The organism is Frigoribacterium sp. RIT-PI-h (genome assembly GCF_001297205.1).
In the GTDB taxonomy this organism is placed as follows: domain Bacteria; phylum Actinomycetota; class Actinomycetes; order Actinomycetales; family Microbacteriaceae; genus Frigoribacterium.
The window spans coordinates 1-16608 of record NZ_LHOZ01000055.1 but is presented as its reverse complement, the minus strand read 5'-3'; the positions used below and the strand labels follow the sequence as shown (position 1 = coordinate 16608).

Sequence of the window (16608 nt, the reverse complement as noted above, 5' to 3'; positions counted from 1 at the left end):
AGATCAGGCATTTCGGGGTACAAACCGGTGTCCACCCTGTCACCGACAGACGTCACGGTCCGTTTTGTCCCCCCAACTGGGTGCATGCATCGGCATGGATGGCCTGTCGGCACTTTGGAGGACCGCGTAATGTCGAACCTGTCGTCGCGGCCTGCCCGCCCGAAGAACCCGAACTCCTCGAGAGCCCGGCGCCCGACGACATCGATCGGCCGCCCGACCCGGAGCCGACAGCCCCCGCAGCGCCGTGTGCCACCCCGACGTCGACCCGACCGACGGTGCACGGCGGTGCTCGAGCGCGCCTCGGTGCGCGGAACAGGACCCACATGAACAAGCTCGTCAAGGGTGCCGTCGCCGGTGCCGCCGGCATCGCCCTCCTCCTCGGTGGTGCCGGGACCTTCGCCCTCTGGAACGCCAGCACCGAGGTCAACGCCGCCAGCGTCGCCTCGGGCACCCTCTCGCTCGCCCAGTCGTCGGCGGGCAGCTGGACCGACGTCACGAACGGCCGGAGCACGGCCCTGACGACCGCCCAGGTCGCCGCCTACAAGATCGTCCCCGGCAGCAAGCTGCAGTTCACGCAGCCGATCACGATCGCCGCCTCGGGCAACGACCTGCGGGCCGACCTCACCTACGACGCGGCCTCGGTCACCGGCAGCCTCAAGCCGTACGTGACGAACACGCTGACCCTCTCGACCGCCGCCGGCGCCACGACCCTGCCGTCCGGCGTCACCGCGGGCAGCACGGCCGGCAGCTACGTCGTCGCCCCCGTGTCCGCCGGCAGCACCTCGGCCGTCGTGACCTTCGTCGTCGAGCTGCCCTCGACGGTGTCCGACGCCGCCAGCCAGGGCGGCACGCTCGACCTGAGCAAGCTGACCTTCACGCTCAAGCAGCGCGCCATCGCCTAGCGGGTGCCGGTGGCCCGACGGCCATCGCACCCCGACTCACCGACCGGTGACCGGACCGCACCCGACGCGGTCCGGTCGCCACCTCCCGTCCGACCCGCCGACCAGGGGCTCACGGGCCACCGCATCGCACGACCGACCACCAGGGGGTGAGACGTTGACCGGACAGCCCGGCGGACGCGCGCGTCACCGCTCGCCCGAGCGCGCCTCCTCGTCTCGTCGTCCGCTGCGTTCGCTGGGGGCGGCGACGGCGGTCGTGGCCGGGGCGGTCGCCGTCGGACTCGTCGCGTCCGGCGGGACGTACGCGCTGTGGAACTCCGCGGTCGCCCCCACGGCCGTCACGGTCGCGTCGGGCACGGCGGGCCTCTCGGTCGGCAGCGTCAAGGCACTCGACACGTCCGCCCTCGGCCCCGGCGGCGCCACCGCGGGCACCTTCAGCGCGACGAACACGGGGTCGGTCGCCCTGGCCATGCGGGTCACGGCCGGGACCACCACGGCGTCGGCGTCCGCCCTGCCCGGGGAGCTCACCGTGAAGCTCGCCGCCGTCACGAAGTCCGCGGACTGCGTCGCGGGCGTCGGCGGGTACTCGGCGCGGCCCTCGGCTTTCGACACCGGCAGCGGCTACTTCACGCTGCCGGCCGGCGCCACCGCGACCGGGTGCGTCGTCGTCACCCTCGACTCGGACGTCCCGGCGACCCTGCAGAACCAGACCTCGTCGATCGGGCTCGTCCTGACCGGGACGCAGGTGGCCCCGTGACCGGGCGCCGCGTCGTGAGCGGGCCGCGGCCCGCGATCGGCCCACGGCCCCGGTCCGCTCCGCGATCGGCCCTGGCCGCCGTCGTCGTCGGCGTGATCGTCGGCGTCGCGCTGGCCTCCGGAGGGGCGGCCTCGGCGCTCTGGACGGTGTCCGCCACCCTCACCGAGAAGGTCGGGACCGGCGCCGTCGGGCTCACGGCCGGGACCGTCGACGGTCTGCAGGCCGACTACTCGGGGTCGACCCGGTCGCTCACGGCGCCGTGGACCTTCACGAACTCGGGCACGGTCGCGGCGACGTACTCGACGCGCGGCAGCCTGAGCTCGGGCAGCTCGGCGGACCTCGCCGCGTCGATCGCCGTCGTCGGCTGGCCGGTGTCCGCCGCGTCCGCCTGCACGTCGACGGCGGCCGTCGGGTCGGGGAGCGTCAGCGGCACCTGGTCGGCCGTTCCGAACCTGTCCGGCAGCCTCGCCGCCAAGGCCAGTGCGACCTGGTGCCTCCGCACCTCGATCGCGACCTCGTCGCCCACCGGACGCGTCAACCCGGTCCTCACCGTGTCGCTGGCCGCCGGTTCGTGGACCGCGACCCCGCAGGACCGCCGCATCGTGCAGAACAACACGATCGTCCCCGCGCAGACCGCGGTCTGTCGCACCGACGGCGAGGCCTACGCGTGGCTCGACTTCGACCCGTCGACCCGCGCGACCGCGACCCGCTACGCGACCTACGTCGGCAGCACCCGGATCTCGAACAACGAGCAGACCGGCGACTACCCGCACTTCGCCTTCACCCGCGACAACCTGCCGAAGGACCCCTTCGGCGACGGCCTGATCGGCGTCGACATCCGCGTGATGGTCGACGGCCAGCCGACCGACCTCATGGCCGTCGGCACCCTCAAGGTCGTCTACGACCAGTACGGGACGAGGAACATCCAGTGCGGGTGACCGGCGGCCGGGTGGTCGCGGTCGTCGTCGCCGTCACGGCGCTCGTCGCCTCCGCCGGCGTCCTGTCGGCCCCGGCTCCCGCCACGGCCGCCACCGCGCCCCGCCTGATGGTCAGCGGCGACGGCGAGCACTGGCAGGGCCGCCCCGACGCGGCGCTGGTCGGCGACGGCCTGCGGCTCGCCGCGGGGCGAGCCGGACGGGCCCCTGCGGGGGGAAGACCCGCGCGGGCGGGCCGGCCGCGCTCAGTGCCCGCCTCGTCGACGTCACGACCTCGTCGCCCGCGTTCGCCGAGGCGGTCACGGTCAGCTCGCACTCCGACCTCGACGTCGGCGACCTGCCGCCCGTCACCCTGGCCGGTGACGGCTGCACCCCCGTGCTCGCGCCCGTCCGGCTCGCCGCGGGGCAGGAGGTGCCGGTCACCGTCTCGGTCGCCCTCGACGGTTCCGCTTCCGACGGCACCGGCGACCAGACCCCCGCCTTCGGCGTGCTCGTCACGCGCGCCGGCCTGGCCGGGGTGGCGGTGCCGACGGGGGGCGCATCGGCCGGGACCGCCGGCGCGGCGGACGCGGGCGCGAATGCGGGCACGGGCGCAGGAGGCGCGGGGGGCGACCGTGTCTCGAGCGCGACGATCGAGGCGGTGACGACCCGCGCCTCCTCGGCTGGTGAGGCCCGCGGGGCGGTGTCCTCCGCGGGCGACGACGCGTCGGACGGGACCACCGACGTGTCGGGCACGGACACCGAGCTCCCCGTCCACGCCCTCGACGTGCTCGACGACTTCGTGCCCGTGCCGTTGCGCGGCAGCTGGCTGCCGCTGCCCATCGCGGCGATCGCCGTGCTGGCGGGCGCGTTCGGGGCGGTCGGTCGCCGCCGCCCGGACGACGACGAGACCGCGGGGGAGCAGCCGTGAGCGGCCGCCGCGCCGCCGTGCGGGAGAAGGGCCTGCTGCACGCGCTCGGCCTCGGCTTCAGTGCGGGGCTGTTCGTCCTCGTGCTCGGGCTCGCGACGGTGCTGATCGTCGTGCCGAAGGTCGCGGGGGCCACCCCGCTGACGGTGCTGACCAGCTCGATGGAGCCGCGGCTGCCCCCGGGCACCCTCATCGTGGTGAAGCCGACCCCGGCCGACGAGATCCGGATCGGCGACGTCGTGACCTACCAGATCGAGAGCGGCCGGCCCGAGGTGATCAGCCACCGGGTGATCGAGATCGTGTCGTCGTCGGACGGCGGCACCGCGTTCGTGACCAAGGGCGACAACAACTCCGAGCCCGACGAGGCCGCCGTGCTGCCCGAGCAGGTGCGCGGCACGCTCTGGTACTCGGTGCCGTGGCTCGGGTTCGTCAACCAGGTCGTGAACGGCGACGCCCGGTCGTGGATCGTGCCGCTGCTGGCGATCGCGTTGCTCGGTTACGCGGGCTACTCCCTGGCCACCGGCCTGGTGGAGGCGCAGCGTCGGCGGGCGCGGACGCGGAAGGCCCGCCCGGCCCCGCGCTGAGCGAGGGGCCGGACGGGCCTCGGGCGGTGCTCCTACTTCGTGAAGCCGACGACCGTCCAGTCCACGTCGCTCGCACCGGCGCGGGCGCCGAAGTTCGCGAGCTTCGGGCTCTGGAACGAGATGTACGGCGCCTGGATGATCGGCATCGAGTGTCCGATCTCCCAGATCTTCTCGTCGGCCTGGTTGTACAGGTCGGCGGCCTTGTCGGGGTCGCCCTCGGCGACGGCCTGGCTGAGCAGGTCGTCGATCTCGGGGCTCGAGACACGGCCGTAGTTCTGGCCCTGCTCGTCCGAGTTGTAGATGCTGACGCCGGACGCCTGGTAGCCGGTGCCGGCCCAGACGAAGATCGTCATGTCGTAGTTGCCCGGCGTGACGTTGTCCTCGAAGAAGGAGTCCACGCTGACGGCGTTGATCGTCAGCTTGATGCCGACCGCGGCGAGCTGGCTCTGCATGACCTCGGACAGCTGCTGCGAGATGGGCGTGCCCGACGGGATCGTCACGGCGATCTCGAGCTGCTTCCCGTCCTTCTCGAGCACGTCGCCGTTCAGCTCCCACCCGTCGTCGGCCAGGATCTTCTTCGCCTCGTCGACGTCGTAGTTCCCGGTCTCCTTCGCGTTGTCCTGGTAGGCGCCGTCCGTGCTGAGGAAGAGGTGGTTGTTGAGCGTGGTCAGCTCGTAGGGCAGGGTGCCCGTGATGACCTTGCCGAGCGCGTCGCGGTCGACCGCGTGCTGGATCGCCTGACGGATCTTCTCGTCGGCGAGGACGCCCTTGGTGCTGAAGTCGACGTGCGTGTACCGAGCCGACGGTGCCGCGCGGATGTCGGTGTCCTTCGCGTCCTTGAGGCGGTCGTAGCGCTCCGACGAGTTTCCCGTGACGAAGTCGATCTCGCCGTTCAGGTAGGCGTCGACGTCGGCGTCGCTGTCGAGGGCGCGGAAGACCACGGAGTCCAGCTTCGGGGCGTCGCCCCACCAGGTCTCGTTGGGCACGATCGTCACGGTCTGGGCCGTCGTGTCGATCTTGTCGACCTTGTAGGGACCGCCCGAGACCGGGAGGGTGTCGACGTAGGCCGTGTTGAAGGCGTTCGGGTCGTTGTAGAGGCTCGCCGGGTAGAGCGGGGCGAACATGCTCTTCCAGTCCGAGAAGGGCTCGGCGTAGGTCACGACGACCTGCTTGTCGCTCGAGCCCGCCTCCACCGAGGCCATGCGGTCGGGGCCGAGCGTGCTGCCGACGAGGTACTCGGGGTTCGAGCCGTCGAGTGCGCTCTTCCAGGCCTGGAAGTCGGCGACCGTGATCGGGGTGCCGTCGCTCCACACCGCGTCGGGGTTGATGTCGTAGGTCACGACGAGCGGGTCCTCGCTGGTGGCCTCGGCGCTCGTGACGAGGTTCTCGTCGATCTGCGCGACGCCCTTCTCGTCGATGCGGAACGGTTGGGGCAGCACGGCGCTCTCGATCAGCGAGGCGTCGGCCAGGGCGCCGTCGAGCTGGCCGTAGTTCCACTACGAGGGCAGCTGGCTGAGGGGCAGGGTCAGCGTGCCGCCCTGCTCGACGTCGGCTGCCGCGGTGGCGTTGATGTCGCCGTCGGGGGACAACTCGCCGTTCTTCGCGGCTCCGTCGCCGTCGTCGCCGCCGCCTCCGCTGCACGCCGTGACGACGAGGGCGATGCTGACGAGGCCGGCTGCGAGGCCGAGCTTCTTCGTGATCTTCATGGCACTCCGAACTGAAGGGTGGTGAAAAGTGCTGATCAACCCAGGAGTCACGTCGCTGTCGACCCATGAGGGTACGGATGGCGACGCCTCCTGAGAGCTGACCGCGTGAGCCCAAATGTACGGACGCCTTGAATCCACGCAAACTTTCATGTGAATTTGTTACACGCTCGAAACCTGGCCAGCTGGTCGCGGCTCGGGGTACGTCTAGTGTCGATCTCCATGGCCCGATTCCTCGCCCGCCGGCTGGTGTACTACGTCGCCCTGGTCTTCATCGCGACGTCGCTCACCTATTTCCTCGCCTCGGCGACCCTCAACCCGCGTTCCGTCTACGCCGACCGCAACCCGCGTCCGTCCTCCGAGATCGTCGACGCGAAGCTCACCTCGATCGGGGTCAACGACAAGGACCCCCTCGGCGAGCGGTACGTCCACTGGCTCGGCGGAGCGGTCACCGGCGACCTCGGGCAGACCATCCAGGACAAGCCGGTCGCGGCGGAATTCGGGCCGAGGCTGGGGGTCAGCCTGCGCCTCCTGCTGGTGGGGTCGATCCTCGGCATCGTGCTGGCCGTCGTGGTCGGCACCTGGAACGCCATCCGGCAGTACCGGTTCTCGGACCGGGTGTCGTCGGTGCTGTCGTTCGTCCTGATCTCGACGCCGGTGTTCCTCACCGCGGTGCTGCTCAAGATCGGGGCGACGAAGCTCAACGACGTCCTGGGCTACCAGCTGATCACCTTCACCGGCGAGGCGACCCCCAACCTGACCGGCGGGTTCGGCACGATCGCGTGGGACCGCATCGCCCACCTGCTGCTGCCCACCATCTCGATCGGCATCGGGCTCATCGCCGTCTACAGCCGGTACCAGCGGGCGACAATGCTCGACGTGCTGCAGGCCGACTACATCCGCACCGCTCGAGCCAAGGGGCTGCGGCGTCGTCCGGCGATCTTCAAGCACGGGCTGCGCACGGCGTTGATCCCGATGACGACGCTGTTCGCCTTCGCGTTCCTCGGCGTGCTGACCGGGGCCACCTTCACCGAGAAGATCTTCGCCTGGAACGGCCTCGGCGCCTGGTTCATCGACGCCGTTCAGGCCAACGACGTCAACGTGGTCGTCACGTACACCCTCTACAGCGCCGTCGTCGTGCTGCTCGCCGGCTTCGTGTCGGACGTGCTCAACGCGGTGCTCGACCCGCGCGTCCGCGCGCAGAAGTAGGGCCGCCCCATGACCCGGTTCACACCCGACCTGCTCGACGGGCCGTCCGACGCGGTCGCGCCCGAGTCGCGAGAAGAGGTCGCGGCGACGTCGCCGAACCGCTTCGCGCTGACCTTCCGGCGCCTCTTCGCGAACCGCGGCGCCACCGTCGGCCTCGTGACGATCGTGCTGCTCTTCGTCTTCGCGTTCGTCGGCCCGGTGGTCTCGCCGTACGCCTACAACTACATCGACTATACGGCCCTGTCGTCGCCACCGAGCGGCGCGCACTGGTTCGGCACGAACAACATCGGTCAGGACGTCTTCGCCCAGACCGCCCGTGGCCTGCAGAAGTCGCTGCTGATCGGCCTGCTCGTCGCCCTGTTCTCGACGGTGATCGCCGGCATGCTCGGCGCGATGGCGGGCTACTTCGGCGGCTGGATCGACCGGGCCGTGATGGTCTTCGTCGACCTGCTGCTCGTGCTGCCGTCGTTCCTGATCATCGCGATCCTCTCGCCGCGCCTCAAGCAGTACGGCTGGTTGATCCTCGTGGCCCTGCTCGCCCTGTTCGGCTGGATGATCACGGCCCGCGTGGTGCGCTCGCTGACCCTCAGCATCAAAGAGAGGGAGTTCATCCGCGCCGCCCGCTACATGGGCATCGGCCACTTCACGATCATCGTCCGGCACATCCTGCCGAACGTCGCGTCGTTCCTCGTGATCGACGCCACCATCGCGATCGGCGCGGCCGTGCTCACGGAGTCGGGGCTGTCCTACTTCGGCTTCGGCGTGCAGCCGCCCGACGTGTCGCTCGGCACGCTGATCGCCCAGAACCAGAGCGCGGCGACCACCAAGCCGTGGTTGTTCTTCTTCGCGGCTGGTGCGCTGATCGTGTTCGCCCTCGCGAGCAACCTGCTCGGGGACGGGCTGCGCGACGCACTCGACCCGCCCTCGACCGCCGGGCGCACCGGCCGTCGCCGTCGCACCCGCGGCCGGACGGCCGAGAGCCGAGGAGGCGCGGCGCCGCTCGGCCGCGTCGCCGGCGTCTCCGAGGCCGCGAGCCCCGCCCCCGGGGCCGACGTCGGCTCGCCGACGCCGACCCGCACGTCCCCGGCGTCCGACACGCTGCCGACGTCCGCTCCGCCCCGCACGAACGACGAGAAGGGGGAGCGCGCATGACGCTCACCGAACCGGTCGACCGCACCCGCGCCTCCTCGGCTCCGGTGCTCGAGGTGCACGACCTCACCGTGACCTTCCCGACCCCGGACGGAGACGTGCGCGCCGTGCGCGGCGTCGACCTCACGCTGCGCCGCGGCGAGGTGCTCGGCATCGTCGGCGAGTCGGGCTCGGGCAAGTCGGTCACGAGTCTCGCCGTGCTCGGTCTGCTGCCCGCGACGGCCAAGGTGACGGGCTCGATCACCCTCGACGGCGAGGAGCTGCTCGGTCGCGGCGACAAGGCGATGTCGGCGATCCGCGGCAAACGGATCGCGATGGTCTTCCAGGACCCGCTGTCGGCGTTCACGCCGGTGTACACGGTCGGTCAGCAGATCGCCGAGACCGTGCTGATCCACCGCGGCGGCACGAAGAAGCAGGCGCGCGAGCGGGCGATCGAGCTGCTGGGGCTCGTGGGCATCCCCGAGCCCGGGCGTCGCGTCGACTCGTTCCCGCACGAGTTCTCGGGCGGCATGCGGCAGCGCGCGATGATCGCCATGGCGATCGCCAACGACCCCGACGTGATCCTCGCCGACGAGCCGACCACGGCCCTCGACGTGACGATCCAGGCGCAGGTCATCTCGGTGCTGCGCACGGCGCAGCGCGAGACCGGGGCCGCCCTGCTGTTCGTCAGCCACGACCTGGGCGTGATCGCCGGCTTCGCCGACCGGATCGCCGTGATGTACGCCGGCCGCGTCGTCGAGACGGCGACGGCCGACGACCTCTTCGCCCACCCGCGCATGCCCTACACGGTCGGACTGATCGGGGCGCTGCCGCGGCTCGACCAGCGGTCGGACCAGCCGCTCGTGCCGATCCCCGGGACGCCGCCGTCGCTGCTGTCGCTGGCCCCGGGCTGCCCGTTCGCGGCGCGCTGCCCGCTCGCGACGGCCGAGTGCCGCGTCGACGAGCCCGCGCTCGAGCAGGCCCCGGCGGGCGAGGTCGGCCACCGGGCCGCCTGCCTGCACGCGGACCAGCTCGTGGGCGAGGGCACCGACCCCGAGGACGTCTACGACCTGCCTCCCGCTCCCACCTCCGAGCTGGCGTCCGTGCCGCGGGCGTCGCGGGACCGGGTGCTGCACGTCGACGGACTGGTCAAGACGTTCCCGCTGACGAAGGGGTCCGTGTTCAAGCGCCGGGTCGGCAGCGTGTGGGCGGTCGACGGGGTCGACCTCGACGTGCGCGAGGGCGAGACGCTCGGGCTCGTGGGCGAGGCCGGCTCGGGCAAGAGCACGACGCTGCACGAGATCATGGACCTCCGGGTGCCCGAGGCCGGCACCATCGAACTGCTCGGCACGGCCCTCGACCGCAAGCTCGACGGGTCCACGGTGAAGCGGCTGCGCGGCGCGGTCTCGATGGTCTTCCAGGACCCGATGGCGAGCCTCGACCCCCGGCAGCCGGTCAGCGACATCATCGCCGAGCCGCTGCTCGCGATCGGTCGACCCCGCGACGAGGTGTCGCGTCGGGTGCCCGAGCTGATGCGTCTCGTGGGGCTCGAGCCCGCGGCGGCGACGCGCTACCCGCACGAGTTCTCGGGCGGACAGCGGCAACGCATCTCGATCGCGCGGGCGCTGGCCGCCGATCCGAAGCTGATCGTGCTCGACGAGCCGGTGTCGGCGCTCGACGTCTCGATCCAGGCCGGCGTGCTCAACCTGCTGGCCGAGCTCAAGGCGACGCTCGACCTGTCGTACCTCTTCGTGTCGCACGACCTCTCGGTGATCCGGCACGTGGCCGACCGGGTCACGGTGATGTACCTCGGCCGGACCGTCGAGACGGGCCCGGTCGACGAGGTGTTCGAGCACCCCCTGCACCCGTACACGCAGGCGCTGCTGTCGGCCGTGCCGGTGCCCGACCCGGTCAAGGAGCGGGCACGCGAGCACATCGTGCTGCCGGGCGACCCGCCGACGCCGACCGTCAAGCAGACCGGCTGCCGGTTCCGCAGCCGCTGCCCGCTCTACGCGATGCTGCCCGAGGCCCAGCGGTCGCGTTGCGAGGACGAGGTGCCCACGATGCTGCCGCACGGTCGCGACGGTGCCGACCACACCGCCGCGTGCCACTTCGCCCGCGAGAAGCAGCTCGTCTGAGGCTGCGCTGCCGTGAGACCCTAGGAACTCGCCGAGACCCCAGCGCGCGCACGAGGGTCTCGGCGGGTTTCTGGGGTCTGAGCTCGCGGGGCGTCTGAGCTCGCGGGGCGTCAACGCAGCAACGCGAGAGCGAGGACGACCGCGGACACGTTCGTGGCCACCGTGGCCCAGAATGCGAACTGGAACGAGCGCTTGCTCGTCTTGTGGCGCAGCAGTTGTTGCGCGACGAGGGCCCCAGGCCAGCCGCCGAGCAGGCCGAGCAGCAGCAGCGTCCGTTCCGGCACGCGACGTCGTCCTCGCCGGGCCGCGGATTTGTCGAGTCCGTAGACGAGGGCCGTCAGCACGGTGACGCCGACCAGTCCGCCGACCAGCCAGGGCGCGAGTCCGTGGAGCTGCGGCGACGTCGAGTCTCGGGTCAGGGCCCAGACGGCTGCGGCGACCCCGAGCACGACGACCAACCCGACGAGAAGGGCGACCCTGCCGGCCCGCGTGGGTCGGGGTGTCCGGGCCCGTGGTGCGGACCAGCGCGTGCCGACGGACGACACCCGCACGGCGGCCGGCCCCCGGTCGCCGTGGCGGTCGACCCCGTACGAGAACGCGGCGCCCACCCGGGGCCGGGCCGTGCCGCGCCCGAACGCCGTGATGTGGACGACCGCGCGACCCCGCCCCGCGACCGGGGTGAGGAACCCGAACCCGCGCTCGTCGTCCCACGAGGTGAGCGTGCCCTCGATCCGGGCCGGGCCGCCGGTCATGCGCCCGACCCTAGCCCGCGCCGCCCGTGCCGCACTCGGCCATCCCGCCACGAGGTCGACATCCCGCCACGTTCCCGCGTGGCGGATCGTCCACTTCGTGGCGGCGTGGCCGCAGATCCGAGGAGGCGCGGCGCGGCTCAGTCGCGACGGATCGCCGCGTAGGTGCCGCCGGTGGCGCGCACGAGGTCGTCGGGGGCGATCTCGATGTCGAACCCGCGCCTCCCGCCGCTGACGAAGACCGAGGCGAAGGAGGCGGCGCTCGCGTCGACGACGGTCGTCGCGGCGGTCCTCTGGCCGAGCGGGCTGATGCCGCCGACGACGTAACCCGTGCGACGCTCGACCAGGGCGGGGTCGGCCAGTGAGGCCTTCTTCGCCCCGACGGCGGCGGCGAGCGCCTTGAGGTCGAGGCGACCCGAGACGGGGACGACGCCCACCACGAGGGTGCCGTCGGCGTCGACCACGAGGGTCTTGAAGACGCGCTCTTCCGACAGGCCGAGCTCGGCGGCGGCCTCCTCGCCGAAGTTCGTCGCCGTGTCGTGGTGCTCGTACGTGTGGGCCGTGAACGGGATGCCGGCCGTGGTGAGCGCGACGGTGGCCGGCGTGGCGGGGCCGCGCGCGCCTCCTGCGTGCTTCGTGCTCACGGTGCGGCCTCGACCGTCGTGGCGCGGAACACCACCACGGTCGGCCCCGAGACGAGCAGGTCGTCACCGGGAGCCGACGCCTGCGGCAGGCTGCGGTCGTCGCTCGACCACAACGCCTCGTAGGCCGTCACCCCGTCGTGCCGGGGGAGCGTCACCGGGACGGCGGTCTCGGCCCCGTGCACCACGACGAGCACCGTGTTCGGCGCCTCGTGCTCGGGCGTCGAGGCCGCGAGGTACTGCAGGGTGCGGACGCCGGGGTCGTTCCACTCGTCGGGACGCATCTCGTCGCCCGAGGCCGAGTGCCACGACATCTCGTCGGCACCGATCGTGCGGGCGCCGTCGAGGCCGAACCGCGACGGGCGCAGGGCGGGGTTCTCGGCCCGCAGCCGGGCCAGCGTGGCGACGTCGTCGTGCAGGGCCCGGTGCCAGGGCTCGTCGGACCAGTCGACCCAGGTGAGCTCGCTGTCGGTGCAGTACGCGTTGTTGTTGCCGTGCTGGGTGCGACCGCGTTCGTCGCCGGCGGTCAGCATCGGGATGCCGGCCGAGACGAAGAGCGTGGCGAGCAGGTTGCGCATCGACCGGCGGCGGGCGTCCGAGATCCAGGGGTTGACGCTGTCGCCCTCGACCCCGTGGTTGAACGACCGGTTGTCGTCGGTGCCGTCGCGGTTGCCCTCGCCGTTGCTGAGGTTGTGCTTGCCGTCGTACGAGACGAGGTCGAGCAGGGTGAAGCCGTCGTGCGCCGTGACGAAGTTCACACCCGACAGCGGGCCGCGCTCATGGGCGTAGATGTTGCTCGAGCCGCTGAGCTTGGAGGCCAGGCTGCCGAGCCCGGACGGGGGAGCGCCCTGCGAGCGGGCGGCGGCGATGTCGGTCAGCCAGAAGTCGCGGGCCCGGTTGCGGAACCGGTCGTTCCACTCGATCCAGCCGTCGGGGAAGGCGCCGGTCTGCCAGCCGCCCAGGCCGACGTCCCACGGCTCGGCGATCATCTTGACGCCCTCGAGCGCCGGATCGTCGACGATAGCGCTCAGCAGCGGGTGCTCGGGGTCGAAGACGTGGTCCGCCCCGCGACCGAGGGTGGCGGCGAGGTCGAAGCGGAACCCGTCGATCTGCACCTCGTCCGCCCAGTACCGCAGGGAGTCGAGCACGAGTCGCGAGGCGGCCGGCGTGCTCGTGTCGAGCGAGTTGCCGCAGCCGGTCACGTCGACCGGACGGCCCTCTGCGTCGTGCCGGTAGTAGGCCGACCCGTCGAGACCGCGCAGGCTCGTGACCGGCCCGCCGACCTCGCCCTCTTCGGCCGTGTGGTTGTAGACCACGTCGAGGTAGACCTCGATGCCGGCCTCGTGCAGCAGACGCACCATGCCCTTGAACTCGCGCAGGACCGCCGAGGCGCCGGCCAGCTGCGCGTCGCGGCTGGCGTAGGCGGCGTGCGGGGCGAAGTACCCGAGGGTGTTGTAGCCCCAGTAGTTCTCGATGCCCTGCGCGACGAGGCGCTGCTCGTCGACGTGCTGGTGCACCGGCAGCAGCTGCACCGCCGTCACGCCGAGGCCCGTCAGGTAGGCGATGGTCGATTCGGCGGCGAGGCCGGCGTAGCTGCCGCGCAGCTCTTCGGGCACGAAGGGGGCCAACCGGGTCAGACCGCGGACGTGCGCCTCGTAGACGACCACCCGGTCGAGCGGCGTGCGGGGCTTGGCCACCCCGCCCCAGTCGAACGACTCGTCGACGACGGTCGACTGCCACGTGCCGCGTCCGGTGCGACCGAGGCCGCGCGCGTACGGGTCGAGCAGCTCGAGCGACGGGTCGAAGGCGTTGCCGCCCCCGGCCGGGCCGTCGGCGCGCAGCCAATAGCGACGGCCCGGGGTGAGGGCGCCGTCGGTGGCGCTCCACACGTCGTGCTCGTCGCGGACCATCGGCACGACGCGGTCGTGCGGGGCGTCGTCGATCACGAGGTCGACCCGGGACGCCGACGCCGACCAGACGCGCAGCGTCGGCCCGTCGGGGCCGGGACGGATGCCGAGATCGCGCAGGGGGTCGGGATCGGTCACGCGATTACAGTAGAGGAGGCGCGTGTCGGCCCCGAAATCATCGAGCGTCACCGCCCCACCCAGCCTGAGGACCCGAACATGAGCGTCTACCTCGACCACGCGGCCACCACGCCGATGCATCCGGCGGCCATCGCCGCCTACGCCGAGGCGCTCGGCACGGTCGGCAACCCCTCGTCCATCCACTCGGCCGGCCAGAACGCCAAGCGCGCCCTCGAAGAGGCCCGCGAACGCGTCGCCGCGACCCTCGGCCGCGGCCCGATCGAGGTCGTCTTCACCTCGGGCGGCACCGAGGCGGCCAACCTCGCGATCAAGGGGCTCTGGGGGGCGAGGCAGCCGGCCGACCGCCCCCGCGCCCCCTCGGCCCCGCCGGCGCGCACCACGCCACCGTCGACACCGTCGAGTGGCTCGAACGGTACGAGGGCGCCGTCGTCACCTGGCTGCCGCTCGACGAGCAGGGTCGGCTGCGCGTCGACGCCCTCGCCGCGGCCCTCGACGAGCACGACGACGTCGCCCTCGTCAGCTTGCTCTGGGCCAACAACGAGGTCGGCACGATGCAACCCGTCGACGAGGTCGTGGCGCTCGCCGCGGCCCACGGGGTGCCGGTGCATTCGGACGCCGTCGCGGCCTACGGGCAGGTGCCGATCGACTTCGCGACCTCCGGGCTCGCGGCGCTCAGCGTCAGCGCCCACAAGATCGGCGGGCCGATCGGCCTCGGCGCGTTGGTCCTGTCGCGCGCGGCGCCCGTCGTGCCGCTGACCCCCGGCGGCGGGCAGCAGCGGCAGGTGCGCTCGGGCCCCCAGGACGCCCCGGCCGCCGTCGCCTTCGCCGTCGCGGCCGAGCAGCCGCACGGGGCCTACGAGCCGCTGCGTGACCGACTGATCGCCGGGGTGCTGGCGGCGGTGCCCGGGGCGGTGTTGCGAGGCGACCCCGTCGACCGGCTGCCCGGCAACGCCCACTTCACCTTCGCCGGGTGCGAGGGCGACTCGCTGCTGTTCCTGCTCGACGCCGCCGGCGTCAGCGTCTCGACCGGGTCGGCCTGCCAGGCGGGCATCCCCGAGCCGTCGCACGTGCTGCTCGGCATGGGCCTGCCGGCGGATGCGGCCCGCGGTGCGCTGCGCATGACGATCGGGCACACGAGCCCCGACGCCGACGTCGACGCGCTGCTCGCGGCACTGCCGACGGCGGTCGCGCGCGCCACGACCGCCGGCCACGCCGACCGGACCCCGGCGCTCGGCGCCCGCTGATCCGGCCCCCGCGACGGGCACCCCGGCGCCGTCCCCCGAAAGGGTGGGTTGTCGCCCCCGCGCGGGGGTGGTGTACTCGTCGTCAACACACGTGAGCACGTCTCACCGGCCGGGCCCCACCATCCCGCGCCACCGCCGCACCCCGGCACGCCGCCCACTCACCACGGGCGTCCATCGCACCACCCGAGCGCCGCCCTCACCAGGCTGCGCGGATCAGGAGCACCACCATGCCGCAGCACAGCTCTGCCTCCGACGCCCCTCGCGACGATGCCTCCCACGGCGACGTGGCGACGCTCGACCGGGCCACGCCGAGACCAGGTCGTCTCCGCAAGATCGCGGCGCTCGCCGCCGGCGGCGCCCTCGTCGTCGGCGGCCTCGGCTACACGGTCGCCGCCTGGACCGACAGCGAATGGGTCTACGCCGGTGACGGTTCCGGAGGTCCCGGCATCGGCACGGGCACCTTCGAGGTGCAGCAGAGCGTCACGTCGCCCTACACGGCCGGCTTCACCGACTTCGAGGCCAACCCCGGCCAGGCCATGATCTTCACCCCGGGCTCCCAGACCCTGAGCCCCGGCGAGAGCGTCTACGCGGGCGTCGCCCTCCGGACGACCGCGACGACGACCGTCCCCGCCGACGTCCAGGTCCGAGCCGCCGTCCCCGCGACGGGCGTGACCGTCGCCGACGCCGGGGGCTCGCTCTTCTCCGCGCTGACCGTCCGCGTGGCGACCGTCGTGGTCTCCGGCACCGGAGCCGCCCCGACATGCACGGCCGCCGCCTTCACGGCTCCCACGACGATCGGCACGGGCCCCCTCGCCTCGACAGGCGCGTCGGCCCCGCAGCGTCTCGCCGCCGGATCCGCCAGCACGCAGTTCTACTGCTTCGAGGTGACCCTGCCGCAGAGCGCCGCGACGGCCGCGTCCACGGCCCTGCAGGGCCGTACGGTCGCCCCGGCGTGGGAGTTCGCCTCGACCAGCGTCGAGTGACGGACCGACCGATGGTCGACACCGTGACCCGGCCCCGAGCGGGGCGCCGGGCGCCCGAGGCCGGGCCGCGCGCGCGGACCGTCGCGACCGCCCGGGCCGGCGCCCGCGCCGTCGTCCGGTCGACGTCGCGAGCACCGTCCTGCTGTCGGTGGTCGGCCTCGTCGGTGCGATCTGTCTGCTCTGGCTCGCCGTCTCGACGGTCCTCGGCCTGTCGCTCGTGGTCGTCCTGACCGGCTCGATGAGTCCCACCGTGCCCGCGGGCGGCGCCGGCGTCACGCGGGCGATCGCCGCGGCCGACGTGCGGGCCGGCGACGTGGGGACGGTGCCCCGGCCCGGCTTCGAGGTCCCGGTGACCCGCCGGGTGGTCTCGACGACCGCCGTGCCCGGGGACGCCGCCGCGCGATCCCTCGTGCTGCGGGGCGACGCCAACGACACGGACGACCGCGACCCCTACGTCGTGCGCGACGCCCGGATCGTCGTCGCCTCGGCCCCGGGCCTCGGCTTCGTCCTGACGACGATGTCGACCCCGCCGGCCCGAGGCCTTGCGGTCGCCGTCGTCGGAGCCGCCGTCGTGCTGGCCTTCTGGCCGACGCGACGCGGCGCCGCCCGTCGAGGGTGAGGACGACCGTGGACCCGGCGACCGGTGCCCACCGCGGACCCACGACCCGCGGGCACCGCACCGCGCC

The 16608-nt window shown here is 72.8% G+C and carries 15 protein-coding genes and 1 pseudogene; 11 read left to right on the top strand and 5 right to left on the bottom strand.

Annotated features, from left to right (window positions below):
• Positions 1-323: 323 nt before the first annotated feature.
• From AEQ27_RS04590 to AEQ27_RS04570, 5 genes are all read left to right on the top strand, one after another.
• The gene (locus AEQ27_RS04590; RefSeq protein WP_054145598.1) at positions 324-902 is read left to right on the top strand and encodes an alternate-type signal peptide domain-containing protein; all 579 of its coding nucleotides are present in this window, start codon (positions 324-326) and stop codon (positions 900-902) included.
• Positions 903-1056: 154 nt separating this feature from the next.
• Complete coding sequence (locus AEQ27_RS04585) at positions 1057-1656, top strand: TasA family protein (protein ID WP_054145597.1); 600 nt, start codon at positions 1057-1059, stop codon at positions 1654-1656.
• A complete protein-coding gene (locus AEQ27_RS04580) occupies positions 1653-2594 on the top strand; it encodes a hypothetical protein (protein ID WP_054145596.1) in 942 nt (313 codons plus the stop codon). Before AEQ27_RS04585 ends, AEQ27_RS04580 begins: the two co-directional genes overlap by 4 nt.
• A 373-nt stretch (positions 2595-2967) precedes the next feature.
• Complete coding sequence (locus tag AEQ27_RS04575) at positions 2968-3501, top strand: hypothetical protein (RefSeq protein WP_054145595.1); 534 nt, start codon at positions 2968-2970, stop codon at positions 3499-3501.
• A complete protein-coding gene (locus AEQ27_RS04570; protein ID WP_054145594.1) occupies positions 3498-4082 on the top strand; it encodes a signal peptidase I in 585 nt (194 codons plus the stop codon). Before AEQ27_RS04575 ends, AEQ27_RS04570 begins: the two co-directional genes overlap by 4 nt.
• 32 nt (positions 4083-4114) lie before the next feature.
• Here AEQ27_RS04570 and AEQ27_RS04565 read toward each other — a convergent pair whose 3' ends face one another.
• Positions 4115-5521, bottom strand: a complete 1407-nt coding sequence (locus AEQ27_RS04565) for an ABC transporter family substrate-binding protein (protein ID WP_054145593.1) — start codon at positions 5519-5521, stop codon at positions 4115-4117.
• Between the two features lie 57 nt (positions 5522-5578).
• A complete protein-coding gene (locus AEQ27_RS04560; protein ID WP_054145592.1) occupies positions 5579-5788 on the bottom strand; it encodes a hypothetical protein in 210 nt (69 codons plus the stop codon).
• A 219-nt stretch (positions 5789-6007) separates the two neighbouring features.
• Between AEQ27_RS04560 and AEQ27_RS04555 the strand changes: the two genes are divergently transcribed.
• From AEQ27_RS04555 to AEQ27_RS04545, 3 genes are read left to right on the top strand one after another with little or no spacing between them, the layout of a single operon-like run.
• The gene (locus AEQ27_RS04555; RefSeq protein WP_054145664.1) at positions 6008-6994 is read left to right on the top strand and encodes an ABC transporter permease; all 987 of its coding nucleotides are present in this window, start codon (positions 6008-6010) and stop codon (positions 6992-6994) included.
• Positions 6995-7003: 9 nt separating this feature from the next.
• Positions 7004-8146, top strand: coding sequence for an ABC transporter permease (locus tag AEQ27_RS04550; protein ID WP_082383247.1), 1143 nt, complete (start codon positions 7004-7006; stop codon positions 8144-8146).
• Entirely contained in the window at positions 8143-10260 is a 2118-nt protein-coding gene (locus AEQ27_RS04545) for an ABC transporter ATP-binding protein (RefSeq protein ID WP_054145591.1), read from the top strand. The genes AEQ27_RS04550 and AEQ27_RS04545 overlap by 4 nt, the downstream gene beginning before the upstream one ends.
• A 110-nt stretch (positions 10261-10370) precedes the next feature.
• Here AEQ27_RS04545 and AEQ27_RS04540 read toward each other — a convergent pair whose 3' ends face one another.
• The 3 genes from AEQ27_RS04540 to glgX form a co-directional block, all read right to left on the bottom strand.
• Positions 10371-11012, bottom strand: a complete 642-nt coding sequence (locus AEQ27_RS04540; RefSeq protein WP_054145590.1) for a DUF1294 domain-containing protein — start codon at positions 11010-11012, stop codon at positions 10371-10373.
• 137 nt (positions 11013-11149) lie between these two features.
• Complete coding sequence (gene ybaK / locus AEQ27_RS04535) at positions 11150-11653, bottom strand: Cys-tRNA(Pro) deacylase (RefSeq protein WP_054145589.1); 504 nt, start codon at positions 11651-11653, stop codon at positions 11150-11152.
• On the bottom strand, positions 11650-13695 hold the full coding sequence (glgX, locus tag AEQ27_RS04530; protein ID WP_054145588.1) for a glycogen debranching protein GlgX: 2046 nt from the start codon (positions 13693-13695) through the stop codon (positions 11650-11652). The genes ybaK and glgX overlap by 4 nt, the downstream gene beginning before the upstream one ends.
• A gap of 78 nt (positions 13696-13773) precedes the next feature.
• On the opposite strand from glgX, the pseudogene AEQ27_RS04525 reads away from it, so the two are divergent.
• The 3 genes and pseudogenes from AEQ27_RS04525 to AEQ27_RS04515 all read left to right on the top strand — a co-directional run bounded on the left by AEQ27_RS04525 (position 13774) and on the right by AEQ27_RS04515 (position 16541).
• A pseudogene (locus AEQ27_RS04525) lies at positions 13774-14939 on the top strand (cysteine desulfurase family protein).
• Between the two features lie 227 nt (positions 14940-15166).
• Complete coding sequence (locus AEQ27_RS04520; protein WP_235450975.1) at positions 15167-15922, top strand: acyl-CoA dehydrogenase; 756 nt, start codon at positions 15167-15169, stop codon at positions 15920-15922.
• Between the two features lie 148 nt (positions 15923-16070).
• Positions 16071-16541: a hypothetical protein gene (locus AEQ27_RS04515; protein WP_054145587.1), complete on the top strand. Its 471-nt coding sequence runs from the start codon at positions 16071-16073 to the stop codon at positions 16539-16541.
• Positions 16542-16608: the final 67 nt, after the last annotated feature.